Annotated in this window: 20 protein-coding genes and 1 tRNA gene; 8 read left to right on the forward strand and 13 right to left on the reverse strand. The window is 57.7% G+C overall.

Annotated elements, in window-relative coordinates; translation table 11 throughout:
• Positions 1-10 precede the first annotated feature (10 nt).
• Positions 11-1,810 carry an ABC transporter substrate-binding protein gene (locus H4V96_RS21200; RefSeq protein WP_196856554.1) on the reverse strand — a complete coding sequence of 600 codons (1,800 nt, stop codon included), beginning with the start codon at positions 1,808-1,810 and terminating at the stop codon, positions 11-13.
• Positions 1,811-2,027: 217 nt separating this feature from the next.
• Between H4V96_RS21200 and H4V96_RS21205 the strand changes: the two genes are divergently transcribed.
• On the forward strand, positions 2,028-3,266 hold the full coding sequence (locus H4V96_RS21205) for a nucleoside recognition domain-containing protein (RefSeq protein ID WP_196856529.1): 1,239 nt from the start codon (positions 2,028-2,030) through the stop codon (positions 3,264-3,266).
• Between the two features lie 8 nt (positions 3,267-3,274).
• Positions 3,275-4,777: a D-alanyl-D-alanine carboxypeptidase/D-alanyl-D-alanine-endopeptidase gene (gene dacB / locus H4V96_RS21210; RefSeq protein ID WP_280721144.1), complete on the forward strand. Its 1,503-nt coding sequence runs from the start codon at positions 3,275-3,277 to the stop codon at positions 4,775-4,777.
• A gap of 14 nt (positions 4,778-4,791) precedes the next feature.
• On the opposite strand, the gene H4V96_RS21215 is transcribed toward dacB, so the two are convergent.
• Positions 4,792-4,929 carry a hypothetical protein gene (locus tag H4V96_RS21215; RefSeq protein WP_157998781.1) on the reverse strand — a complete coding sequence of 46 codons (138 nt, stop codon included), beginning with the start codon at positions 4,927-4,929 and terminating at the stop codon, positions 4,792-4,794.
• Positions 4,930-5,073: 144 nt separating this feature from the next.
• Between H4V96_RS21215 and H4V96_RS21220 the strand changes: the two genes are divergently transcribed.
• Positions 5,074-5,241, forward strand: coding sequence for a hypothetical protein (locus H4V96_RS21220; RefSeq protein ID WP_196856527.1), 168 nt, complete (start codon positions 5,074-5,076; stop codon positions 5,239-5,241).
• 445 nt (positions 5,242-5,686) lie between these two features.
• On the opposite strand, the gene H4V96_RS21225 is transcribed toward H4V96_RS21220, so the two are convergent.
• From H4V96_RS21225 to H4V96_RS21260, 8 genes are all read right to left on the reverse strand, one after another.
• Positions 5,687-7,531, reverse strand: coding sequence for a hypothetical protein (locus tag H4V96_RS21225; RefSeq protein WP_280721145.1), 1,845 nt, complete (start codon positions 7,529-7,531; stop codon positions 5,687-5,689).
• 141 nt (positions 7,532-7,672) lie between these two features.
• Positions 7,673-9,193 (reverse strand): IS66 family transposase, encoded by a 1,521-nt coding sequence (locus tag H4V96_RS21230; RefSeq protein WP_196857161.1) that lies wholly within the window; start codon positions 9,191-9,193, stop codon positions 7,673-7,675.
• Positions 9,194-9,247: 54 nt separating this feature from the next.
• On the reverse strand, positions 9,248-9,592 hold the full coding sequence (gene tnpB, locus H4V96_RS21235; protein WP_196857162.1) for an IS66 family insertion sequence element accessory protein TnpB: 345 nt from the start codon (positions 9,590-9,592) through the stop codon (positions 9,248-9,250).
• Positions 9,589-9,741, reverse strand: coding sequence for a hypothetical protein (locus H4V96_RS21240; protein ID WP_196857117.1), 153 nt, complete (start codon positions 9,739-9,741; stop codon positions 9,589-9,591). The genes tnpB and H4V96_RS21240 overlap by 4 nt, the downstream gene beginning before the upstream one ends.
• Positions 9,742-10,142: 401 nt before the next feature.
• On the reverse strand, positions 10,143-10,394 hold the full coding sequence (locus tag H4V96_RS21245) for a hypothetical protein (RefSeq protein ID WP_280721146.1): 252 nt from the start codon (positions 10,392-10,394) through the stop codon (positions 10,143-10,145).
• A 148-nt stretch (positions 10,395-10,542) separates the two neighbouring features.
• Positions 10,543-12,050, reverse strand: a protein-coding gene (locus H4V96_RS21250; RefSeq protein WP_280721204.1) for an IS3 family transposase whose coding sequence is annotated in 2 segments (ribosomal slippage) — positions 10,543-11,612 and positions 11,612-12,050 — 1,509 coding nt in all. Because the reading frame shifts where the segments join, the coding sequence is not laid out codon by codon here.
• Between the two features lie 84 nt (positions 12,051-12,134).
• The gene (locus tag H4V96_RS21255; protein ID WP_196857176.1) at positions 12,135-12,941 is read right to left on the reverse strand and encodes a hypothetical protein; all 807 of its coding nucleotides are present in this window, start codon (positions 12,939-12,941) and stop codon (positions 12,135-12,137) included.
• A 162-nt stretch (positions 12,942-13,103) separates the two neighbouring features.
• Positions 13,104-13,179: transfer RNA gene (locus tag H4V96_RS21260), tRNA-Arg, on the reverse strand.
• A 496-nt stretch (positions 13,180-13,675) separates the two neighbouring features.
• Here H4V96_RS21260 and H4V96_RS21265 point away from each other — a divergent pair.
• The 4 genes from H4V96_RS21265 (at position 13,676) to H4V96_RS21280 (ending at position 18,258) form a co-directional block, all read left to right on the forward strand.
• Positions 13,676-15,010, forward strand: coding sequence for an IS4 family transposase (locus H4V96_RS21265; protein ID WP_280721205.1), 1,335 nt, complete (start codon positions 13,676-13,678; stop codon positions 15,008-15,010).
• A 213-nt stretch (positions 15,011-15,223) separates the two neighbouring features.
• A complete protein-coding gene (locus tag H4V96_RS21270) occupies positions 15,224-15,742 on the forward strand; it encodes a hypothetical protein (protein WP_280721147.1) in 519 nt (172 codons plus the stop codon).
• An 836-nt stretch (positions 15,743-16,578) separates the two neighbouring features.
• Positions 16,579-17,805 carry a hypothetical protein gene (locus H4V96_RS21275; protein WP_196856204.1) on the forward strand — a complete coding sequence of 409 codons (1,227 nt, stop codon included), beginning with the start codon at positions 16,579-16,581 and terminating at the stop codon, positions 17,803-17,805.
• A 117-nt stretch (positions 17,806-17,922) separates the two neighbouring features.
• Positions 17,923-18,258 (forward strand): hypothetical protein, encoded by a 336-nt coding sequence (locus tag H4V96_RS21280; protein WP_196856203.1) that lies wholly within the window; start codon positions 17,923-17,925, stop codon positions 18,256-18,258.
• Positions 18,259-18,894: 636 nt separating this feature from the next.
• Here the strand turns inward: H4V96_RS21280 and H4V96_RS21285 are convergent.
• On the reverse strand, positions 18,895-20,187 hold the full coding sequence (locus tag H4V96_RS21285) for a hypothetical protein (RefSeq protein WP_196856202.1): 1,293 nt from the start codon (positions 20,185-20,187) through the stop codon (positions 18,895-18,897).
• Between the two features lie 392 nt (positions 20,188-20,579).
• Between H4V96_RS21285 and H4V96_RS21290 the strand changes: the two genes are divergently transcribed.
• Positions 20,580-21,137 carry a c-type cytochrome gene (locus tag H4V96_RS21290; RefSeq protein WP_196856201.1) on the forward strand — a complete coding sequence of 186 codons (558 nt, stop codon included), beginning with the start codon at positions 20,580-20,582 and terminating at the stop codon, positions 21,135-21,137.
• 137 nt (positions 21,138-21,274) lie between these two features.
• Here the strand turns inward: H4V96_RS21290 and H4V96_RS21295 are convergent, their stop codons facing one another.
• Both H4V96_RS21295 and H4V96_RS21300 read right to left on the reverse strand, forming a co-directional pair.
• On the reverse strand, positions 21,275-23,299 hold the full coding sequence (locus tag H4V96_RS21295; protein ID WP_280721206.1) for a M13-type metalloendopeptidase: 2,025 nt from the start codon (positions 23,297-23,299) through the stop codon (positions 21,275-21,277).
• 240 nt (positions 23,300-23,539) lie between these two features.
• Complete coding sequence (locus H4V96_RS21300) at positions 23,540-25,633, reverse strand: M13-type metalloendopeptidase (RefSeq protein WP_196856200.1); 2,094 nt, start codon at positions 25,631-25,633, stop codon at positions 23,540-23,542.
• Positions 25,634-25,770 lie beyond the last annotated feature (137 nt).

The raw sequence follows: 25,770 nt of genomic DNA on the forward strand, positions 1-25,770 counted from the left end.
GCCGACACATTCAAGGGCGGCCCCTGGCGGGATCAACATCCAGGTAACGCCAGGAGGTGAATTCGACGGGGTGGCGCCTGTAGTTTTTTAGCCATGGTTGCTGCAGGTCGGCAGAGATGGGATGCGTCAGCAACACCCACGGCGTGTACGCGTGGATCAGCTGGAACAGGTCGAAGTACAGGCTGCGTCGGCGCGGCGTATCCGATAGCAGGCGCGCCTCCTCATAGCGCTTATTGTAATCGGGCAAGTTGAAGCGGGCATAGTTGGCGCGGCCAACGTTGCCGCCATATAACAGCTGCATAAAGTTATCACCATCGGGGAAGTCGGCGATCCAGTTGGTCTCGAACATTTGCACCTTGCCCAGGCGCGACGCCTTGATGATTTCCGTCTTCTTATCGCTCTTAAATTCGACGCGCAAGCCGATAGCGTTCAAGTTGCGGCGCCACAGCTCATCGCGCAGCCGTCCCACCGTGCTCGGCTCCGTGTGCATGGTCAAAGTCAAGGGCGTGCCATCGGGCTGCGTGCGAAAACCGTCGACGCCCGCCTTGTAGCCAAAGCGTTCCAGCAGGGCGCGCGCCAGCACCGGGTCGTAGCCGACTGGGCTGCGGTAGTGCTGGTCGTAACCGAGCACATTGGGCGGCAGCGGCGATTGCGCCGGCAAGGCCAGGCCATTTTTGAGCAGCGCGATGTCTTCACGGCTGTTGTAGCTGAGGGCGATGGCGCGCCGCAGGGCCAGCTTATCCTTGCTCTTGCCGCCCAGCACAGGGTCGTCCATGTTCATCCACATGTAATACGTTTGCAGCACGGGAAAGCGCGTCAGCTGCAAGCCCTTGGCGGCCAGCGCCGGCTTGAGCGCACCGTTTTCCAGCACCATGTCCGTCATCGATTCCGGCACTTGTTCCAGGTAATCGAATTCGCCTTTCAGAAAACCCAGCATGCGCGATTGATACTCCTCCACGATGCGCACCTCGATGCGCTCGACCAGGGGCAAGCGCTTGCCTTCCAGCGCGGCGGCGATGGCGCGCGCATCGGGCGGCAAGGCAGCCAGCGCCTTGGCATCCGTATGCAACACGGTAGGACGGAACGTCGGATTGGCTTGCAGCACGATCTTGTCGCTGTGCTGCCATTGCTTCACCAGAAATGGCCCCGTGCCGACCGGATGGTTACCGATCTGCCCCGGCGCCGCATACGCTTCGGCCACTTCGCGCGCCACCACGGCGGTCGCTGGCATGGCCAGGTAAAACAGGAAGTTCGGGTCGACGCCGTTCAAGCGGATGCGCAAGGTATATTTGTCCAGCGCCTGCAAGCCGGCGATCGGCGTGTCGTAGCTGAATTTGGTTTTCAAGGCCGCGTCGCCGACCAGCTTGTCTTCCAGCAAGAACAGCCACGGCGACTTCAGGCTGGGGTCATACAAGCGCGTCAGGCTGTAGACATAATCTTGCGCCGTCACTTCGCGCGGCTGGCCCTTGAAGGCGGGGTCGGGCGTGAAGAAAATACCGGGCTGCAAGTGAAAGGTATAGCTGCGTCCGCCATCGTCCACACTCGGCAAACCACGCGCCGTATTGCCCTGCAGCTGCACCGGGCGCGCCAGGTAGTCATAGCGCAGCAGCGGGTCAAAGATATTTTCCATCAAGTTCAAGCTGGCCAGGTCGGACGCCACGGCCGGGTCCAAGCCCGTCTCGCTGGTGCTCAAAAACAAATGCAGGGTCTTGTTCGCGCGCGCGCGCGCATCGGTGGCGGCATGCGCGGGCGCGGTGAAGAGCGTCAACAGGGCCAGGCTGGCGGCGCAGGCGGTTTTGCGTAAAAACATCATCAGGATCCAGTGCAGACAGGGCTAACAAACAAACGTGAAGAACGGGCATCACCGGCACTACTCGGGCACAGTACGGGGCGCCAATCAAAACAGGCTGCCAGCTTATAACTTTTTGGCATGTGATTGCTGCATTCTTTCATCAACGCGTGTCGGGCTGCCTCTATACTTTGCTTGCAGCTCCTTTCACCTCTCCGTCACACCAAACTGATCGCATATGGCACTTAATTACATCTGGTCCGGCTTTTTCCTCGTTGGCTTCCTGGCCGCAGTGCTGCAATGGCTGTTTCTCGGCGATACCGATATCTTCAAGCGCATCATCGATGGCACGTTCGAGACGGCGCGCATGGGCGTGATGGATATCGCCCTGCCGCTGGCGGGCGTGATGACCTTATGGCTGGGCATCATGAACATCGGTGAAAAGGCAGGCATCGTCGGCTGGCTGGCGAAAGTGATCGCGCCTTTCTTTTCGCGCATCTTCCCGGAAATTCCGAAAGACCATCCGGCCACCGGCCACATGGTGATGAATTTCTCGGCCAACCTGCTGGGCCTGGACAATGCGGCCACGCCCTTCGGCTTGAAAGCCATGGAAAGCCTGCAAACCTTGAACACGAACAAGGAAGAGGCGACGAATGCACAAATCATGTTCCTGGTGCTGCACACCTCGGGCCTGACGCTGATTCCGCTGGCCATCATGGCGCAGCGCTCCATCCTCGGCGCGGCCGACCCGTCCGACATCTTTATCCCCTGCATGATCGCCACCTATGTGGCCACCATGGTCGGCATCATCACGGTATCCATCAAGCAACGCATCAACCTGCTCAACCGCGTCGTGCTGGGCTGGATGGGCGGCATGACGGGCGCCATCGTCGCCATGATCTGGTACTTCACGCAATACCTGACGAAACAGGAAATCGAACTGGTGTCGAAAGTGGTCAGCAACCTGGTCTTGATCAGCGTCATCGCCATCTTCATCATCGGCGCCTTGCGCAAGAAGGTGAACGTGTATGACGCCTTCATCGAGGGAGCGAAAGGCGGCATACAGACCTCGATTACCGTGATTCCCTACCTGGTCGGCATGCTGGTGGCCATCAGCGTGATCCGCAACGCGGGCGTGTTCAATTTCCTGATGAGCGGCATGAACTGGTTCTTCGCCAACCTGGGCATCAACACGGATTTCGTGCCCGCCCTACCGACCGCCATGATGAAGCCGCTCAGCGGCTCCGGCTCGAAAGCCATGATGATCGACGCCATGAATACCTACGGCGTCGACTCCTTCGTCGGTCGCCTGGCATGCGTCTTCCAGGGTTCGGCCGACACCACCTTCTACATCGTGGCCCTGTACTTCGGCTCGGTAGGCATCCGCAAGACGCGCTATGCGATCACGGCCGGCCTCATCGCGGATCTGGCTGGCGTGGTCACGGCCGTCTTTGTCGCCTACGTCTTTTTCCACTAAGGAGCGCCATGATTCGTCCCCTCCTCATCGCCGCCTTGCTCACGGGTATCGGCCTGTCCCATGCACAGGCGCAATTGCCCGAATCCGTCAGCCTGCTGCTGCGCAGCGCGAATATTCCCGAAGACGCCATCGGCGCCATTGTCTTGCGTGGCAACACCAGCGTGCTGTCGCATGGGGCCGAACGCAGCATGCAGCCCGCATCCACCATGAAGCTGGTGACGACGGCCGTGGGCCTGGAGCAACTGGGCCCCATCTTCCGCGGCCGCACGGAGCTGCGCACCAGCGCCGACGTCATCAATGGCGTGCTGAAGGGCGACCTGATCCTGCGCGGCGGCGCCGACACGGATTTCAATGCGGACGCACTGACACACATGCTGCAAACCCTGCGCAATCAGGGCATCGTGAAAATCAAGGGCGATCTGATCCTCGACCGCCAGCTCTTCCAGCCAGCCCGGCCCGATGTTGGCGCGCAGCCGTTCGACGAGTCGGCCGAGTTACGCTACAACGTCATCCCCGATGCCTTGTTACTCAATACCAATTTGCTCGATATCAGCATGAGCTCGACGGACCGGCAATTGAGCATCCTCATGCAGCCGCCGCTTGAGAATGTCAGCATCAGCAGCGACATGAAACTGATCAAGGCCAGCTGCGCCCGGTGGGAAGATGGCTGGCGCCCACCCGAATACCGGCGCGATACAAGCGGCAAGTTGCAAGTGATACTGCACGGCAGCTTCCCGCAAAACTGCAGCAAGGCCACCAGCATCAATGTGCTCGACCGCAACGATTATGCGGACAGGCTATTTCGCGCCACCTGGAAACGCCTGGGTGGCACGCTCACGGGTACGGTGCGCGAAGCGCCGTATACGGGCTTGCCGCCGACGGCCGAACCGGTCGGCACGCGCATACTGGCCGATCATGTGTCACGCGCCTTGCCAGAGGTCTTGCGCGACATCAACAAGACCTCCGACAACACCCTGGCCCGCACCCTGTTCCTGAGCCTAGGCAGCTTGCAAAGCGATGGCTGGCTGGGCAGCCGTCCCGTCGCCCTGGCGGCGCCGGAAGACACCGCCAACCGGGCGCGGCTAGTCATCGAGCAATGGTTCCAGCGGCACCATATCGACACCCAGGGCATGCTGGTCGACAACGGTTCCGGCTTGTCACGCACGGGACGCATTACGCCAGCGCAACTGGCCGGCGTGCTGCAAGCGATGCAGCAAAGTGCGTGGGCGCCCGAATTCCAGTCCAGCCTGCCCATCGTCGCGCTGGACGGCACCATGCGCAAGCGCCTGTTGAACAGCCCGGCCGCCGCGCGCGCGCGCATCAAGACGGGCACATTAAAAAATGTGGTGGCCATCGCCGGCTACGTACCCGATGCCAACAATCAACTGTGCGTGGTGGTCGCCATGATCAATAGCGACCTAGTGGGCAACGGCAATGGCCGCGCAGCCGTCGATGCGTTGATCGAGTGGGTCGCCAGTAGCGGCACCACGCCGGTGGTGACGGGCCAATAAGCGGGCGCAGCGGCCTAGTTTCGCGGCGTACGTGCTGCGCTGGAAAAGGCCAGGCGCAGCACGTACGCGGCAACGGTACTGAGCAGCAAGACCGTCACCAGCGAAGCTTCCACACCGACGGCGCCGCCGGTCAGCATGGCATTGCGCAGCAAACCGCGCGTCCCCTTGTCTCAAAGTCGGTTTTAGTTTCGCAATCAATGACTTCACCCGACACTGTGTGAACGCTGCACTTCACAGGCCGAAGTCTTCTCCCTTCACTGCCGCTCATCACATCAGCACGCCACCTGTCGCTACTCATGGCTACCAGCAACCCAACCACCCAAGCCGTCAAGCAGCTATCGTTGCAAGTCGCTCCGGGCGCAAAGGTTGAAATCGGCTTTCGTGAAGGTGTTCAATTTGCATCGGGCGATCAAGTAATGCTGCGCAGCGCAGGGTACGAGGATTTGCACTACACGGTGCAGTAAATGCTCGTTTGAAGCTGCTTACTTATCGCTTACTTATCGCTTGCTTGGAAAGTCCATGAGCAACTCAACGCCAAGTAAACATCGGAAATTTCGATGCGAATCGTTGATTTTATTGAAGATTTTTGGTGCGGCTGGCGGGGATCGAACCCACGACCCTTGGCTTCGGAGGCTCGTTAGACGACTACGAAAACTGGCTTATTTTACTGTAACTCCTTGAATCTACATCATATTCCCACATGTAGAATTAGGCAAGCGAAAGAAAGGTTGGGAAGAAAATCGGGGATAATTTTTCCCAAGATTTTTCCCAAGCTGCCGCCCACCGTCTACGAACGAAAAATGGCAGCACATGAACCTATCGTTGTGTCCGAAATTACTTGACCACCACATCGTGACCAGCCATTCCGGTCTATCGTGACCGATTTTGGCCGTTGACCGGAATACGCAGTCAGGCCGCGCCGCCGACCAATCCTTGCAGATGCACTAACAACGGCCTTAGTGGTTCTAATATTTCAGGCTGTTCATCGGCCAATTCCACTATCCATTCTGCGAAGGTCACCTTACTTTCCGCAGTTGGAGTTAGGATGTGGTAGTGCCCCAAGTCGTCACGATGGGTGAGGTAAGGTGTGACCTTGGGAATTATCTCCGGCGAGCACAGCTCCGCGTGAGGGGACCCCGATAGCGCGAGCGCGCCTGCTTGCACTGCACGTTCCCTTAGCACTGGCGCAAATAGGTTTTCCAAACTCCCAGGCCACCTGTTTTCAGGAATTCGCAAATGACGCATGACAGCCTCCAAGCCAGGCTCGAACGGTAGCCTACACCAATACACCTTGTTGGAAGTATTTTGATACCAACGGCTGCCTGGCGCTAACCTGCTCGTACTATAGACATCGCGTCCTTCAGCATCGTTATCTACCAATGCGAAGACCTTCCGCTGAGGAGCTAACCTGTTAAGGACAGGGCCATCTTTGCCGAGGCCCTCCATCTTGGTAGTTCCGCCTGCAGACATGAAAACCACCGGCAGGGGTAGTCCAATTTGGATCGCCCACGCTTTTTCAAAAACCAACTTATCACTATCACCTTCGACGAATACGATAGGTCGCTCTTGGTCTGCAATCTGCTGAGCCAACTCGGCGCTTACTGTAGTCTGACGCTGAATCTCCTCGTGTGCCGCCGTCAAATATGCACTTATAACCGGCAAATGCGGTGTTTCGCCCATCAACTGACTTGGGAATGCGCCGCCAACTTGAATCGGACTTGCGGTTGATGTCAGTCGGCCATTGCGTTCCTCCGACCTTGAGACGAAGTACCTCCGCACATCATCTCCTTCCAAAGAGAAGAACGCAGGACTATGGCTGGTCAGGAAAATCTGCTTGTTTGGCTGCTGCGCCAAGTTGCGAAACGTTTCAGCTTCAACGATTGCGTTCGCCAGCTCCAAGGAATTTTCAGGCTCTTCAAAGCCCCATATGTGATAATCCGCCGCGCTATGATCTGACAAGAATGCCAGAATTGGGGGAATATGCCTCACCTGAACGCCATCGCCGCGTTGCAATGTCAGACTGTATGAATCGCCTGCTTCCGAGGTCGTTATGAAGTCAAGGGATCGGAATAGGTCCGTAAGGTCACCTGGTGTTGAGACGGCACTTTGAATGCCGAGCGTTGCCAACAAACCAGCAGTAAGATCATCTGTCGATTCTCTTAGAGTTCGAGTGAATTCCGTCAATGAGCCGTGAAATTCAGCCTGTCGCGAAATTACACGATAGATTTCAGCCTGGAGATGCTCGAAGATCTTTCTGTCTTTAATTGCTGGAATGTAATGGAACCTAACCTTATTGAGAAATCTGGTCAAATGCATCTGATCTCTAGGTTGCGAGCCGAGAGAGGAAGTAATCTGCGGAGCAGTTTCTGCCGTCACACTCCATTGTTTTTTTACCCAAAAACTTTCGCCCAAGGACGGACGCCAATTTATCGGAGTGCGGAACCAGATCTTCACATAAACAAACTTTCTTATGTCCCCCCCTCGTTGAGCTTGGGCCTCGGCTAGTCGTGCGTGACAAAAATCTCGAATAAAGTTAAATGCCTGCTGTGGGTTAGTTTTCCCATCGAAGAAGAGGTTAAGCGCCCTCAAGACATTGCTTTTCCCGGCATCGTTTCGACCAAATAGTACATTCACGTCGGCACAATCGTTCAGCTGAAATTTGTAGATAGAACGGAAATACGCGATTTCAATACCTTGAATAAGTTGCATGAATGCAATCCCCGATTCCTGAGCAATGTTGAGAAGTGGCAACACATTAACATTTGTTTTTCTAACATGCCACATCGTTGTAATGTGCTGAGAACTATTTCCTCAGCTGTTAGTGTCAGCCTTCAAAAGAGCCGCCTGTTTGGCGACGGTACGTAAGCGGCCAGCCGCCCCACCTGTACAGCGTGTTCAGCGTTGGGTAGAGTCCGGGAATGGCAACAGCGAGTCGATCTGGCTGTTGGGGCACGTCGGGAGACGTTCCAGGACGCTGGCCAGCCAGCGTGCCGGGTCAAGGCCGTTGAGCTTGGCGGTGGCGAACAGGCTCTGGATCGCTGCGGCGCGGCGGCCGGCGCGCTCCGAGCCGGTGAACAGCCAGTTCTTCTTGCCGATGGCGATCGGACGAATGGCGTTCTCGACCGGATTGTTGTCGATCGGCAGCGTGCCTGAATTGGCATAGCGTTCCAGCGCCGGCCAGCGCTTGAGTGCATGATCGACGGCCTTGGCCGTGCCGCTGCCGACGGCGACGGCACGCTGCGTCGCCAGCAGCCAGGCATGCAGTTCGACCAGCCCCGGCATCGCCAATTGCTGGCGTAGCGCCAGACGTTGCGGCGGATCGAGTCCCGCGCCTTGTTGCTCGATCGCGTACAGCGCCGCGATGCGGCGCAGTGCTTCTTCGGCGACCGGGCTGCCGCTGGCGGCATGCACGTCGAAGAACTTGCGCCGGATATGCGCCAGGCAAGCCAGTTCGGTGGGGCCGCCAGCGAACAGGGCTTTGTAACCCGCGTAGTCGTCCACCATCAGATGGCCGCGCCAGCCCTGCAGGAAGGCGCGCGCATGGGCGCCAGCGCGGCTGGTCTGGTAGTCAAACACGATGATGGGCGGACCACCGTCATGCACGCCGGAGCGGTAAGCCCACAGGTAAGCGTGACGGGTCTTGCCGCTGCCGGGGTCGAGCTGGCGCACCGGGGTTTCGTCGGCATGCAGGCAGGCCTGTTGCCGCAACAGTTCGGCCAGCCGATCGGCCAGCGGCTGCAGGGCCACGCCGATGCGCCCGATCCACTCTGCCAGCGTCGAGCGGGCCAGCGGCACGCCCTGGCGGGCGGCGATCTGTTCGATCCGGTACAGCGGCAGATGATCCAGGTATTTGCAGGCCGCGATCCACGCCAGCAGGCCAACGGCGGCCATGCCGCCATCGATCACGGCCGGCGGAATCAACGCGGCCGTCACCGTCTGGCACGGACGGCACGCGTACTGTGGGCGAATGTGGCGATGCACGAAGAAACGCGCTGGCTCCACATCCAGTTGCTCGCTGACGTCCTCGCCGATCTTGACCAGCTCGGCGCCGCATTGGCCGCACTGGCACGACTCGGGTTCATGGCGGTGCTCGATACGCGGCAATTCTGGCGGCAGCGGCTGGCGCCCGGCGCGCTTGCGACGCGGCTTGGCCGGCGCCTGGCCTTCGAGTTCCTCTTCGATGGCGGCCAGGTCCATGTCGACCGTTTCCTCGAACAGCAGGCGTTGTTCGCCGACCAGCGCCTCGCTGGCCTTGCCGAAACGCACTCGCCGGTAGTAGGCCAGTTCGTGCGTCAGTGCCGTGATCTTGAAGTCCTTCTCGGCCAGCTTGGCCTGCTGTTGCGCGAACAGCGCCTGCACCTGCGCCAGCAAGGCTGGATCGATGTCGGTGCGGGCAAGTTCGTTGAGCAGGTCCATGCACGGTAGTTTACCGGGCCGAGGGGGCGTTTACAAGTAAAACAGATGACGTCGTCACAGTCGCCACTGCGCCGGCGCTGGCGCCGACAGACGCTGCCAGTCCACCCCGGCGACCAGCCAGCGCCATTGCTCGGCGCTGATCTGCCAGCTCGCTGCGTCGGCCTGCGGCCAGATGAACTGTCCACGATGCAGGCGGCGCACGCACATCCACACGCCGGTGCCGTCCCAGCACACCAACTTGAGGCGGGTGCGGCGGCGGTTGGCGAACACGTAGGCCGTGCCGTCGCACGGTGGGCGCCCCAGCGCCTGCTGCACGTGCAGCGACAGGCCATCGATTCCGGTGCGCATGTCGACCGCTGCCGTTGCCAGCCAGATCGCCTCGGCGGACAGCTGTATCACAGCGCCCGCATCAGTTCGGCCAGCCAGCTGGCCGGTACATCGCGTGGCAGCGTCAATGTCCAGCCTTGCTCGCTGCGCAGGCTGAGGGGGGCTGCGGGGGCCGGCGCCGGCACAACCCGCACAGGCATCAGTGCCGGCGCCAGCGCCATTTGCCCACCTGATAGCCGCCGAGCCCAGTAGCCGACCTGCCGAAACGGGATGTCGTGTTTGAGTGCGAACGCGCGCTGCGACAAGCCACTCGCTCGCCATTGCGCCAGACGTTCTTGCCAGATCTTTACTCGTTCTGAATTGACCACAATCTGCCCTCTCGAAATAACCGAAAGCGCCAGTGTGACGAGGCCGATTACAAATTCATAGGTGGGGCGGCTGGCCGCTTACGACGGTACCACGACTGCACACGACAAGTTCCATGATCTCGTTCCAGCTTGACACGCCAGTTCTCAGGTGCTTCTGGATCAGCACGTTACGATCATTGTCTTCCTTGCGGCCCTAATATTTTCCCGCTGAATGAGCGCAGCTAACGGTTCGATTCGTACTACTACTGGGACGGTTACTCACTCATGCTTTGCGCAGATAGAACCGCGACGTGTCCCATTCCCTCGTCCCCGTACTCAAGCTCAAATTGAGGATCGACAGGCGGCAACGAGAGCTCCCATGTCATCACAACTTCAATGTTGTTACGCTTAGCGCGAGAAGCGAGCCCAATATCCCCGGTGTAAATGACCGTGGCACTGCGTGCGATAGCCGTAGCAATGATCTGCCGGTCGAACTTCACTTTTGCCTTGGTTTCGCTTTCCGGCACAGCGCGAAGTCTTACGTAATCCGCATCCTCAATGCCAGCACACTCGACTGCGGCTCGAATATCGAACGGTGCAATTACGAAAACACGCGAACCAGTCAGTTCAGCGAGGCGCTTATCCGGTAGTTGTCAACAAAGATGTCGCGTCAAGTCATGCAGCTTTTCTTAATTCCTCTGGCGGTTTCCGTTCTGGATTCAGCCAGACTTCATCGTTCAATTCCCAATCCCGCGTAGTCCCGGCCCAGCGCTCAGGATGGCGTTGTTTGGCGGCCTCGTAGACTTGCTTGCGGTATTTTAGGATCGCTCCGTCCCGACCATCATGGCGCTGCGCAGGCGTCACGAATTTCAGGCCGCTGTGCTTGTGCTGATGGTTGTACCACTGCACAAATGACAGCGTCCATTGTCGCGCCTTTTCGATACTTTCAAACGGTTTGCTCGGATAGTTTGGCCGGTATTTGCAAGTCCGGAACAGCGACTCGGCGTAGGCGTTATCGTTGCTCACACGGGGTCTGCTGAACGACGGCATGATCCCAAGCTTTTCCAGCGTCGCCAACATTGTGGAGCCTTTCATTGAGCTGCCATTATCCGAGTGGAGCACCACCTCACGCCCGGCCAGCCCCTCGGCCAAGCTGGCCTTGCGCATCAGCAGCGACGCCATTTCCGCAGACTCGGCGACGTTCACTTCGTGCGCGACGATCTTGCGGCTGTAGACGTCAAGAACCATGTACCAGTAAAGATACAAGCCTCGCACGCTGGTCGGCAGCCAAGTGATGTCCCACGCCCACAAGCGGTTCGGCTCGGTTGCGCAGTGGCTTGTGACGACCCTTGTGCTGGGCTTCTTGGCTCGGCCGCGGTGATGCTGCTGCTTCTCGTCTTTCAATATCCGGTAGACGGTCGATTCTGATGCTAGATACTCGCCCCGATCAGCCAAGGTCGGCACGATCTGGCTAGGTGGACTACTGGCAAATTCAGGGCTGTTGGCAACCTTCACAATCTGCTGGCGTTCCTCTTCGCTCAATTTGTTGGCCGGTGCCACGCGCCGACTGCCTTTGCGCCCGTCCGCCTGACTGCCATCACTGCCCTGCATCCAGCGCTGGTAGGTTCGAAGGCTGATCTCCAGCGCACCACACGCCTGCGCACGGCGACATCCGCCGTCAACAGCTTCTTCAACTAGCGTAATCACTTGCTGGCGATCTGGGGCGCAGATCAATCGTCCTCTGACTCCCCCCAGATCGCCTGGGCTTTTTTTCTGAGAATGATCAGCGCCGCCGCCTCCGCCAGTGCCTTCTCTTTACGCTGCAAATCCTTCTTCAATTGCTTGATTTCCTTGCGGTCGCTTTTGCCTTGCGCGCGCAGTTCGCGGTGACGCTCGGCCGGCGCTTCATTGGCCTGCTGGCAGGCCTCGCGCCAATCGGCAACCTGCTCGACGAACAAGCCTTTGCTCCTGCAGTATTGAGCCAGTTCGGCCTCGTTCATGCGTGCTGTCTCCAGCACCACCCCAAATTTATCCGCCGACGACCACACCACGGCATTCTTTCCATTTCCCGGCACCGCCACTCCCTGAGATTGTAGATTTCGTCGCCAAGTATAAAGTGTCTGTTCCGAGATACCATTCTCCTCCGCCAAGGCCGATACCGGCCTGTTCTCCGGCGGCATCATTTGCCGAAGGATGGCTTCCTTGCGCTCTGCTGGATACTGATTCACTATACGTCTTTGCTCCGCCCCCGGATGGATTAAAGTGATTCAAGTGATGCGACATCTATCCTGACATAGGGGGATACTGTTAAACACTTTCAGCAATTCATCATCCGATACGCGCCGATTGCGGGGTTCTGCCGAGTCTGGAAGCTGCATCCGCATCAAGGAATGGGCTTGCCACCAAGCCCCATAGATAGGCCAACGGTTTTCTTTATTTAAGTATTTCGTCACCGACCGACGTAGCAGGTTCAGCTCATGCCGGGCGGTCTGGGTGCTGACAGGATAGATCGGCAGGCTTGGCACTTCCTTCCCCGCCTTTTTGCGCGCGTAACGCTGATGCTTTGTAAGCGGCTTTGCACCGTCGGAAGTGGCCATGGTAGCCGCACGATTTGGATCGCGTCCGGAGCCCAATTTGCCGGCAAGGCGGCTCGCCTTCCATTTGTCGATGAGGGCCTCATCCAATTGATCGACAGTACGCTCCCCAAACCATTTTCGCAGCCTTTCCAGACGTGATGCCTCTGCGTCCTTGCCTGTGAGCTTTGGAAGGTCATTCTGTTGATAAGAGTCGAACACATCCGACAGCCTGATGGGAAGCGGGGCCTTGGGGACATGTGGGAAACCGGAAGATGCCGACACAACATGGACCCGTTCTGGCAAAGCCAGTTCCTTGTTGGAGGCTTTGCTCTCCAAAAATTCCACTCGTCGGCGACGAGCCCAACGCGCGCCCTCGTCCATGGTTGAGAAGGTTGCAGAATCTTGGAACGGAGGGACAACCACCTTGAAGCGGAGCGAGCCGCTCCGCTCTTCAACGTAGATATGCTTTTCCAGGCGACCGTTTTGCTTTTTTGACATAGCGTAACTCCAGAGTTGTAGGAGTTACGTATAGGAAAAATTGGCTGTCTCCGCGTACGCAAAATCAGGAAGGTTTCCACGGGATTTTTCCCAAAACTTTTCCCAAAAACGATTCGAAGCTAAGTTCCATTACGCTGATCTGCTTGAAAGGCGCATGAATGCTGGTGCGGCTGGCGGGGATCGAACCCACGACCCTTGGCTTCGGAGGCCAATACTCTATCCACTGAGCTACAGCCGCATGTAGAGGGGAGCGCGTAGGATACCCGCTTTAGCGGCTGTCGTCTATGGAAAACAGGTGGTAGCACTGTAACTCATTGATAATGCTGCTATTGTACTCGGCAATTGGCAGCAACAGAAGGCATTACCAAGAAGAAATTAAACCCGTTTTCTCCCCAAATTTCTCCCCAACTTCTCCCCAGATTCCTACCCCAAGAAACCCTAGGACTACGGCTAACCATGCTACATTGACGGCATCATATCAGCCGGGAGCAACGATGAACCAGCCACCTGAATTCGACAAAGAGACCATTCCCGCGGACTGGAAGGACTTGCCAGTGTTCTCGGCATCGCAGCTGCGCGTTACCCCACCTCGTTATACACAAGTCCGTACCTCTGCCCAGTCGGCGTAAAAACACGTTAATATTCAAGGATTTAACACGCCCCTTGTAAACTGGCCACGATTCAGGTTTACTCTCGCCTTTTGCGTGGACGAATTGGCGATAGCACCAGTAGCAATACCTTGGACCGAGACGGAATTTGAACAACTCGACCTGGGCGATGCACGCCTGAACAAACGAGCGAGGATATTGATGGAACGATTTGCGGCTGACCCGACGGCGAGCGTGCCGAAGGCGTGCCAAGGCTGGGGCGAAACGATGGCGGCGTATCGCTTCTTCGACAACAACAGCGTCGACTGGCAGGCGATCATGGCGCCGCATTGGCAGCAAACCGCACAGCGCATGGCCGCGCTGCCGGTGGTGCTGTGCCTGCAGGATACGACCGAGCTCGATTTCAATGGCCAACGCGCGTTCGGCCTCGGTCCGTTGAGCTACGAAGCCCAGCGCGGCATGTACCTGCATCCGACGTACGCGGTCACACCCGCGCGCGAGCCGTTGGGTATCATCGACGCGTGGATGTGGGCGCGTGAAAAGAAGGACAAGACTGGCGCTCGCGGCGGCCCGAAGGAAAGCCTGCGCTGGATCGAAGGCTACGAACGGATCGCCGAGATGGCGGTGCAGTTGCCCGCCACACGGCTGGTATATGTGGCCGACCGCGAGGCCGATCTGGTACCGCTGATGCTGCGCGCGCAGGAATTGGGCGCGCCGGCCGACTGGTTGGTGCGCGCCAAACACAACCGCTGCCTGCCCGACGGCGACAAGCTGTGGGAGCATACGGGCGCAGGCGCGCCGATCGGCGAGTTGACGTTCGCGATGGCGGCACGGCACGGGGTGAAGGCGCGCACGGTGCGCCAGCAGTTGTGGGTACGCACAGTGAGTCTGCCTGCGGGCAAAGGCAAGAGCGTCGTCGCGACCTGCGTGATCGCGCGCGAGATCGATGCGCCGGACGGCGTCAATCCGATCGAATGGCGCTTGCTGACCAACCGCAAGGCCGCCACGCCCGAGGCGGTCGTCGAGCTGATCGACTGGTACCGCGCGCGGTGGGAAATCGAGATGCTGTTTGACGTTCTGAAAAACGCCTGCCGCGTTGAGGCGATGCAACTGGGGTCGATCACACAGCTTGAACGGGCCTTGGCGCTGTTCATGGTGGTGGCCTGGCGCATTGCGCGTTTGATGCGCTTGGGCCGCACCTGTCCGGACTTGGACGCGGAACTGTTCTTCGACCCCGATGAGATTCAAGCGGCCTACCTGCTACGCAAAAAAACACCGCCAGACAAACCCCGCCTGAATGACGTTCTGCGCCAGGTCGCCTGTATCGGCGGATTTCTGGCTCGCAAGAGCGATGGCGAGCCCGGCGTTAAGACGATCTGGCTTGGATTGAAGGATGTTCACGTGGCGGTGGAAACGATACGCACGCTACGTGAAATTGGGGCGCTCAAAAGTTGTGTATAACGAGGTGGCGTTACCCCTAGGCGGACGGTCGCAGACATCCAGCATGACATACGTGAAGGTAGGGTGTCGGAGATGACGCGCGGCCTTGCTGGATACTAGCAGTGGTGACCAGCGTAGCACCGGTAGACGTTCTGTAGCTTCTCAGCACAGTTGTTGTTCGAGCCATTTCAGGATAGTACGATTACTGTACAAAAACACAGCATGGAGCCCATGATGAGCATGTCCACGTTTAATGAATCTGCCGGTGTTGTCGCCGCGCGCGGTGGTAAGTCAACCGGGCAACTGATGCACTCGGCGACATACTTGCGCCGGCCGTTCGTGTTGACGAACAAAGAGATAGGCTGGGGACGGTACCGTGCCAAAGGGGCGCCTGGCACCCCGCCAAATTCGATGCGGACAATGGACCCGGCAAACATTGCGGTGACGTTCTGCCACCTCCTATTTGACCAATTCCCGGCTGAAGTGCCGAACTTCAAACACGAGATGATGGCACTGAAGTCGTATGAGATGGGAGTCTTTCCACTTAGCACGGCACTGCAGGCGGTCTTCGACGCTGCAAAGCCTCTGCACCGAGTAGGCGCCTGCCGATTCGATTACGTCGGAGAGAAGCACGGCGCTTACCTGCTGAGCGTTTTCGACGAAGCAGACGTCGAGTATCTTGCAGCGTTTGACGACGAGCTGGTTCTGCGCTCTGTAACAAGCAGCGGCCTACTCGTCTGGATGAATGCCTAGTCTGCCTCAAAAGTTTCAACGTTAAAAGAAAAAGCCCGGGGGTAGTTCCCGGGACCTATCCTGTCACGCTGCAAATTGCTTGAGTTACGTGGAGACCAGCCGTTTAGTTTGACGATGTAAAGTCACAATAATTGTGCTGACGCTTACGTCGTGTAAACACAATTCTTGTGCCCTTAGCTTAATTGCGTACAAGAACTGCGGAGAAGGAGAGACATTGGTGCCGGAATCATGTTTCTTTTAAATCAGTGACTTACCAAGAAAAATTTCATCCGGAAGAACTTTCCACCTGGTGAGCACCAACTCCGTGACAGTCATCTATCCACCGTGGCAATTGCCTGCCTTAGAGCACAATTGGTTGTGACCTTTCCTGCGGCGGCAAATGTCTGAAAGAGTCAGCCGCGATGGTTGATAATCGCCATTGCGTTAACTTCGCCACGAACGAGATTTTAGGCGAGGTGCGAAGGTTGAATGAATGGCGGAGCTCCAATTTCGACACCCTTCCTGTGATGATGCACAGGCTTGAGGACCAGACTCAAAAGTACCTAAGCAATCTAAGTAGTCGGTTGTGTGCAATTGAATCTGCACTTGAAAAATCTACGTCGTTCGAAGACTTTAAATCTGTGGCATTGGCGGCTATACGAGACAAGGATATGGCCGAATGGTTAGTTAGAAATGCAAGACGGGATATCGAAAATAGAACAGGTGAATTTGCAAGTGAGGATGGAGTCGCTGAAAGTTGATTCGCGCTATGCCTAACTCGACCACGAATGCGTTTGGACCGTCTACCGAGAACCCGAAGTTAGTAATTTTTACGGTCCGCTGCTAACATCCTGGGTATGACCACCTACAAATGGCAATTCGCCCCTCGCTTCCGCCGCAACGCTTTCGGCTGGAAATCGGACACACCCATCCTCCGCATCAAGGAGGCACTAGTTGAAATCAAGGCAGTCGCAAAGAAAGAGCCAGTACTGGCCGCCGTGGGGGCCGTACTGTTCCTGGAAAAGCTAGCGCCAGCGATTGAGCAGGTAGACAGTTCTTCCGGCGGTATAGGCAGCGCCGTCAACCGCGCCATCGAAACGCTCGTGCCCATCATATCCAAGGCAGACGTGGCGCGCGCAGTGCGAGAGAAGTGGCTGGACCGGTTGTTCGAGACACTCCAAGAAGACGATATGCCGTACCTGGAACACCTCGGCGAATTCTGGGGCGAACTGTGCGCGACGCCGGAGATTGCTGCAAAGTGGGCTGACTATCTGACGCCGACCTTGACGACAATGTGGGACCATTGCGCCCGCACTGGGGAATATGGATATTTCAAAGGCACCATCGCCTGCCTGAGCGCGATGTATGCAGCCGGGCGTCACGACGAGTTGCTGGCACTAATTGCGAAGTCGGAGTTTCGACACAAGTCCTGGCACTACAGGGTGTGGGGCGCGAAGGCCTTGGCAGCCCAAGGGAAGCGCGCCGAAGCGATTCGGTATGCCGAGGACTCCAAGGGTCAGAACGAGCCCTTGGCGACGATTGCGCAGTTCTGTGAAGGCGTTCTCCTGGCATCGGGATTCGCCGACGAGGCATACACCCGCTATGCGATTGAAGCCACGTATGCAACGACCAACGTAGCGACGTTTAAGGCCATCGCCAAGAAATACCCTGGCAAGCCCAAGGAAACTATTTTGCGCGACCTGGTTGCGCGTCAGCCAGGCCAGGAAGGCAAATGGTTTGCGGCGGCCAAGGACGCCGAACTATTCGAACTGGCCATCGAGCTGGCGAACCGCAGTCCAGCGGACCCAAAAACACTTATTCGCGCAGCGAGGGATTTTGCCGACGAACGCCCGACTTTTGCTGTCGCGGCCGGAATGGCCGGACTGCACTATCTGGCCGCTGGATATGGCTATGATATTACGAGCGTTGATGTGCAGGACGGATACACGGCGGTCATGAAAGCGGCAATGGCGGCGGACATTCCGGAGGCCACGATGAAGGCGGCACTGCGCGCGCTGATTGAAAAGAACAAGGTCAGCGGGAACTTTGTCGGACGCGTGCTGGCGCACAGCTTGAAGGAATAGATGCCGCTAGAATTTTCCCATTCGCCATGCTACCCGCCGAATAAGCTAAAGATGCCTGGCCAGCATTGCGCAACGCCCCCCCACACACACCATATATGAGTTGATGACGAGGAACTAATGCAGGAAATTGCTATAAACGGCACGCCGCTGCACGAGGTACAAATGCTCACCGTGCCGTATCAGAAAGGTAGCATCAGCTACCTCAGATACCCAACGACCAGGATTGCCTTCACGGCCGAAGAAGATACGATTCAATTGAAGGTACCTCCCATGCTGGCAATTGAACTATACCGCACAGGTATCCTTCCGCAAGATGCTCAAGCAGGCGTCTCAGTCAGCATCAGCGGAAAGAACGTGGGCATGTACCTAGTCGCAGATTTTAGGTATCCCGCTGTTGGCAGCGGCTCAAGCGAGACCATCTCGATTCTGCTGTCGCGGGCGGACGGTGCATGACAAATATGAGCGCGCGCTCGGCGCCGACAATGGCGAACCAGCGAAATCTAGAATGACCAGAAAGCTGTCACCAACAATGCAAAAGGCGCTGGCGGAAATCATTCGCAATGGCGGCGAAGCGCACACAGATGGTGGCTGCTACTGGCGCAGCAAACCGGCGCCCTACGGTAAGCGCTTACGTTACAAATCCGAGGGCGGGAGTAGCAACGACTACTGCGTCGTAGAGACATCAACAATCAACGGTTTGGTCGCACGCGGATGCCTTGAGCTGCTAGTGGAGATAAAGTCTCCCGCTTCTCCCGCTTACCAGGCAACGGCAAAAGCAAGAGAGATTTGCGTGTAGCGTTCCGCATTCGGAATGCGGAATGCGGTTCCCCAAAATGCCTCCCCTACTCCCGATGCAGGTGAACGATTATATCGCTCACATCCGGCATATCGCCAATATTATTTATACCGTATATATCGTTAAATATATTCAGCCCTTCAATTCAGACAAGCGCTTTCTAAAACTGCAAGCCGAAACCAGCCTGTCTCTAGCAAACAGCAAAGTGCGAAAAAAAAGGCACCAAAACCGAAGTCCTGGTGCCTTTAGTGCTCTTACTTTTCAAGAGGCTATCCAACCTGCAACAGCCTCCACTATGCAGCTTCCGGCAGCTCATACTCATCGCCTGATTCTGGCGAAATGAGGTCTTCCGTAAGGCACAGCTCCACCACTTTCTGGGACATCCCATCTACTCGCTGCTGGCCCATTACCGCCGCAGGCACACGCGAAAGAACATCTTTCCAGCCGCCGGAGGACCACGGAGTCCCTTGCATCAGTCGACGCAGCCCACCGTTCATTTCGGACGCCGCCACCACAAGATTCCACTGGTTGGTCGTACTTTTCCAAAGTGGACGCAGTCCGAATTTCTCAAGCTGCCGCATGAGAGCACGGCGCATCTCATCATCCAAATCTGAAGACATGATGCGAGCGATGACATCGCGAACCCGCTTGTGCGACTTCACAGGCTTACCACCAACGGCCTCGTAGATGACGACCCGGCGGTTAAGAAGCAGGGAAAGGCACAGTTCCTCCCAGCGCAGTGAGCATACTTCGCTCCGTCGGAGCGTTGTCATGACAGCAAACTGGGTGAACGCTGCAAGCGCCGAGTCGTTCAGCTCTTTGACTAGCGCTTGCAACCCATCTTCGTCCACTCGCGTGTGCCGGGGGTCCGGTTTTTCCGGCAGGTCGATTTGCATGACTTGCTGGCACTCCAACCACGTACCATGCTTTTCGTTCAGTCCGTGCGCGCTGAAGTAAGCATGCAGTGCTCGTCGCAGCAAGGTCATCTCGTGTCGAATGGTTTGCGCCAATGGCGGCACAATGATTGGGTCCGGCATCACAGCCAGCGTTTTACCATCGCTGAGAAACTCCTTGCCAGCCGCAATGGCTTTCCGAATCTGCACGCGGAGATTTTTCGAGTAACCGTGCGGATACGAGATACGACCAGGGCCGAGTACGCCTGATGCGCGGTCGACCATCCACTTTTGGAGCAGGTCATAAGTCAGTTCGCCCAGTGTCAACTGGCCGAACCACTCCTCCAAGCCTTTTAACCGCGACGAGTCAGCGGCGGCGCCGGACAAGTGTGGCAACTCACGTACACGGAAACTTTCAAAGACCTCACTGACGCGAATTTCGGCAGGACTCCAGCCAGCGACAACAGGCGCAGCCATGGCAACAGCTGGCGCGGCATGCTTCTTAGATTGTGCTTTCTGCTCGAGTAACTCGACGCGGCGCCGTCGGGCCCACTGAAGACCAGCTTCGTACTGGTCGAAGTCTACGGTGATGTCGTCTTTTGGGAGCGGGGATACTTCGACACGGAACCTCAGCGAGCGACCGCGGGTTTCAACATAGATGTTGCGCTCAACAGTGCCGTTCTTGACCTTCATTGTGTGACTCCTCAGTGTTGGAGTCACAGTGTTACGCCCGGGTTTTAGCCTTTTCTCCCCAAAACCGCCGGAGGTTCTCCCCAAACACTCTGCAGGCCAAGCTAAGCGCTTGATTTCAAAGCAGAAAATTATTTACGGGGAGCAACGCCCTTGGCTTCGGAGGCCAATACTCTATCCACTGAGCTACAGCCGCGTAGGGGGAATTTCTGAAGTGAAGCGAAGGACACCGTTTTTCTTTACCTACGTCTACGGAAACTGTCGTATCGCCGGCAATTGCATGTCACTGCTCAATTTTTGTGCCTATAATTATGGGATACATAAAGGTTTACATACAAGCATGTAAAAATGCTACCTTACACGGCCATCAGTTTCAAATCTGGACTAAGGACATCATGAGCGACGCACATAACGAACAACAATCAGCGATCAAAACGCCTAAACAGTTGCTTGCCGCCGTAGCAGGCTTCTTCCTCATCACCGTCATCGGCATCATCTTGCTGGTGCAGTTCGTCACGGCGCAAAAACTGACGGGCGCCGGTACGGACAGCCAGTCGCCGGAAGCCATTGCCGAGCGTTTGAGTCCAGTGGCTAATGCGGGCTTTACCTTCAAGGATGCCAGCGGTCCGAAGGTGCTGCAGGGCGGCGAAGCCGTCTACACGGCGACCTGCGTGGCGTGCCATGGCGCTGGCGTGGCCGGTGCACCGAAATTTGGCGATGCGGGCGGCTGGTCGGTTCGCCTGGCCCAAGGCTACGATACGCTCGTGAAACACGCGATCGAAGGCTTGCGCGCGATGCCTGCCAAGGGCGGCAATCCGGACCTCGACGATGTGGAAGTGGCGCGCGCAGTGGTCTACCTGGCCAACGCGTCGGGCGGCAAGTTCAAGGAACCGGAAGTGCCGGCACCGGCAGCCGCCGATGGCGCCGCTCCTACAGCCGAGCCTGCCAAATAATTGAGCCAGTGCGCTGAACCAGGAACCGCCCATCTGGGCGGTTTTTTTTCGCCCGCAGTTTATGGCAGATCACACGACGTAAAAAAACCGCCCGGCTTGCGCGGGGCGGCTGGCAACTGATGCCTGGGATTAGCGTCTTACCACATGATGACGCGGTCTTTCGGTGGCAGATACATCTTGTCGCCCGGTTTTACGTCGAAGGCTTGGTAGAAGCCGGGCTGGTTGCGCATGGTGCCATTGGCGCGGAACTGGCCTGGCGAGTGCGGGTCCGTTTTCAGCAAGACCAGTTGCTGCGCTTCGCGCATCTTCATGCGCCATACTTGAGCAAAGCCCGCATAGAAGCGCTGCTCGCCCGTGAAACCGTCGATGACGGGGGCTTTCTTGCCATTGAGCGACAATTTGTACGCTTTATAGGCGATCGCCACGCCGGAATTGTCGGCGATGTTTTCGCCCAGGGTCAGTTCGCCATTGACGAATTGGCCCTTGACGGGGCTGAAGCTGTTGTACTGCGCCACCAACTGCTTGGTTTTCTTGGCGAAGTTTTTATGGTCGGCCTTGGTCCACCAGTCGCGCAGGTTGCCATCGCCATCGTACTGAGCGCCCTGGTCGTCGAAGCCGTGGCTGATTTCGTGGCCGATCACGCCGCCGATGGCGCCATAGTTGACGGCATCGTCGGCGTTGGCGTCAAAAAACGGCGCTTGCAGGATGGCGGCCGGGAAGACGATTTCGTTCAGCTCAGGGTTGTAATAGGCGTTCACGGTTTGCGGCGTCATGCCCCACTCGTCGCGGTCGATAGGCTGGCCCAGCTTGTTCAATTCGCGGTTATAGTTGAGCAGATGCGAACGCTGGATATTGCCGATCAAATCATCCGGCGCCACCGTCAGGCCCGAGTAATCGCGCCATTTGTTCGGATAGCCGATCTTGGTAGTGAACTTGGCCAGCTTGATCTGCGCCTGTTTCTTGGTGACCGGGCTCATCCAGTCGAGCTGATCAATGCTTTGCTTGTAAGCCGTCATCAGGTTTTTCACCAGCGCTTCCATGCGCACTTTGCGTTCGGCCGGGAAATATTGCTCCACGTACAGCTGGCCCACGGCTTCGCCCAACGCACCTTCGACGGCGCCCACGCCACGTTTCCAACGCGGACGCATTTCCGTCACCCCCGTCAGGGTAGTGCCGTAGAACGCGAAGTTTTCATCGACATAGGCTTTCGGCAGGTAGCCAGCGTTGGCATGCAGCAAATGCCATTGGAAATACGCTTTCCACGTCTGCAGCGGCGTCTTGTTGGCGATCTCGGCGAAGCCTTTCAGATAACTGGGCTGGCTGACGATCACATACTTGACCTTGCCGGCGATGCCAGTTTCCTTCAGGTAGCGAGCCCAGTCGTAGCCTGGCGCCATGGCGGCCAGTTTCGCCAGCTCGACCTTGTTGTAGTTCTTGACGGGATCGCGGTTCTGCACATTGCTCCATTGCGCCTTGGCCAAGTCCGTTTCCAGCGCCACAATGGCTTTCGCATTCGCGGCAGCGTTCGCGTCGCCGGACAAGCTGAGCATTTTTTCCACGTGCGCCAGGTATTTCGCGCGCGTATCGGCCTTGCCCTCTTCCAGGTAATAATCGCGGTCAGGCAAGCCCAGGCCGCTTTGCACGATGTCAGCCACGTATTTGGTGGAATCCTTGGCGTCCTGGTGGATGCCAAAGTCGTACGGCGAGGTCACGCCCAGCTTGCTGAAGTGGGCTATCACGGCCGGCAATTCGGCCTTATTCTGCAGCGCGGCGATCTTCGCCAGCTCGGCGCTCAATGGCGTCAAGCCCAGGCTTTCCAGCTTGGCTTCGTCCATGAAGCTGGTATAGAAATCACCGATTTTCTGGGCATTCGACCCGGCCGCGCGGGCCTTGTCGGCGGCCGCGCCTTCGACGATGCCGCGCAACTGGGTTTGCGTATCGTCGGCCAGCTTGGCAAAGCTGCCCCAGCTCGACTTGTCGGCAGGAATCACGGTTTCCGCCAGCCATTTCCCATTCAAATGCTGGAACAGATCGTCCTGCACGCGCACGGCAGGGTCGACATATTCGATGGCGATGCCGGACGTCAGCGCCGCCGGCGCGGCAGCCTTGGCGGTGACAGGCGCCGCAGCGGCTTTCTTGGCGGCATCGGCAGCGCCAGCCATGCCGGACACGCCGGCCAGCAAACTCAGGGTCAGTGCACTTAACAAATAACGATTCACGGTAATCCTCAATATTGTATTGTGTGGAAATATTAGGGTCAGAATGCCCGAGGCTTCTGGCCCGGTTTTTGACTGTAGCATACCAGCCGAAACGCCAGAAAAAACTTTGTCCAAAATACAAAAAAGACCACGCGAGGTGGTCTTTTCTGTTGCTACGAGATTACGTTTTCATCACGGCAGGGCTTACCAGATGATGACGCGGTTTTCCGGGGCGACATACATCTTGTCGCCCGGTTTCACGTCAAACGCTTCATAGAAGCCTGGCTGGTTGACCATGGTGCCATTGGCGCGGTACTGGCCCGGCGAATGGGGATCGGTCTTGATCTGCACGATTTGCTGCGCTTCGCGCATCTTGCTGCGCCATACCTGGCCAAAGCCCATGTAGAAACGCTGATCGCCCGTCAAGCCATCGAGCACGGGTGCCGGCTTGCCGCCCAGCGAAATCTTGTAGGCTTTGTACGCGATCGCCACACCCGAGTTGTCGGCGATGTTCTCGCCCAGGGTCAGCGCGCCATTGACGTGGTAGCCAGGCAATGGGCTATAGCCGTCGTATTGCTTGGTGAGCGCATCGGCCTTGGCCGAAAAATTCTTGCGGTCGGCCGCAGTCCACCAATCGCGCAGATTGCCATCGCCATCGGACTGGCTACCCTTGTCGTCGAAACCGTGGCTGATTTCATGGCCGATGACGGCGCCGATGGCGCCATAGTTGACCGCATCGTCCGCGTTGGCGTCAAAGAACGGCGGCTGCAGGATGGATGCAGGGAAGACGATTTCATTCATCGTCGAGCTGTAATAGGCGTTCACCGTTTGCGGCGTCATGCCCCACTCTTCGCGGTCGATCGGCTTGCCGAGCTTGGCTACCTGGCGCGCCGAAGCGAAGTTCGCTGCACGCATCATGTTACCCACCAAGTCACCGTGCACGATTTGCAGCCTCGAATAATCACGCCATTGGTTCGGATAGCCGATCTTCGGCGTAAACTTGGCCAGCTTGGCTTGCGCTTCTTTCTTGGTCTCCGGGCTCATCCAGTCCAGCGTGTCGATACTGTCTTTGTAGGCCGCCAACACGTTTTTCACCAGTTCCTGCATGCGCGCCTTGCGCTCTGCCGGGAAATATTGCGCCACATACAGTTTGCCTACGGCTTCGCCCAGTACGACTTCAACAGCGCCCACGCCACGCTTCCAGCGCGGCTGGTTTTCCGTCGTGCCGCTGAGCACCGTGCCATAGAAGGCAAAGCTTTCATCGACGAAGTTTTTCGACAGATAACTGGCGTAGCTGCGCAGCAATTGCCATTCGAAATAGGCTTTCAGGGTATCCAGGTCGCTTGACGCCAGCACCTTGTTGTAGCCGGCCAGGTAGCTCGGCTGGTTGACGATGACGTAATCAACCTTGTTGGCGATGCCCTGGGCGGCCAGGCCTGCTTTCAAGTCGTAGCCGGGAGTGAGGTCGTTCAGCTTGCTGATGTCGGTCTTGTTGTAGCGTTTGACGGGGTCGCGGTTCTCGACCTTGGTCCATTGCGCTGCCGCCAGCGATGTTTCCAGGGCCACCACAGCCTTGGCGCGCGCGGCGGCGTTCTTGTCGCCGGCCATGGCCAGCATTTTTTCCACGTGCGCCTGGTATTTCTCTTTGACGCCAGCCTGCTTGGCTTCCAGATAATAGTCGCGGTCGGGCATGCCCAAGCCGCTTTGGCTCACATACGCTGCATATTTCGTCGAGGCACGGGCATCCTGGCCCACATACACGGCGTAGGGCGTCGACACACCCACCTGGCTCAGGTGCGCGATCAGGGCGGGCACGCCCTTCTTGTCGCGCAGCGAGCGAATACGGTTCAGTTCGCCTGCCAGCGGCTTCGCGCCCAGCGCATCGAGGCGGGCTTCATCCATGTAGCTGGCGTACAAGTCGCCGATTTTCTGCGCTTCGGAACCGGCCTTCTTGTGCTTGTCCTGTTGCGTCGACTCGATGATGCCACGCAACTGTGGCGTAGTGTCATCGCGCAGCTTGGCGAACGAACCCCAGCTCGACTTGTCTGCAGGGATCTCGGCCGTGGCCAGCCACTTGCCATTCAAATGGGTGAAGAAATCGTCCTGCACTCTGATGGCTGGGTCGATGTATTGCACATCGATGCCGGAAACGACACCAGCGGCGGCAGGCGAGGAAGGTGCGACACTGGGCGCCACGGTCGGTGCCGACACGGACGATGCGGCCGATGCCGGTTCGGCGGCATGGGCAAACGCAGCCAACAGGCTCAGGGTCAGACTGCTCAAGAGATAGCGATTCACGGATTGTCCTTATGGGGCATGTCAAAAAGACCGGGCAGATAGCTGCGGGCGGATAGCCCACCGCGCCAGGCACTGCAGGAATGTAGCACGCGAGCAGGACATTTGACCATCCTTGCCCCGCGCACTGCCCCCAAAGA

This window comes from Janthinobacterium sp. CG_23.4 (assembly GCF_029892305.1).
Classification (GTDB): domain Bacteria; phylum Pseudomonadota; class Gammaproteobacteria; order Burkholderiales; family Burkholderiaceae_D; genus Janthinobacterium; species Janthinobacterium lividum_D.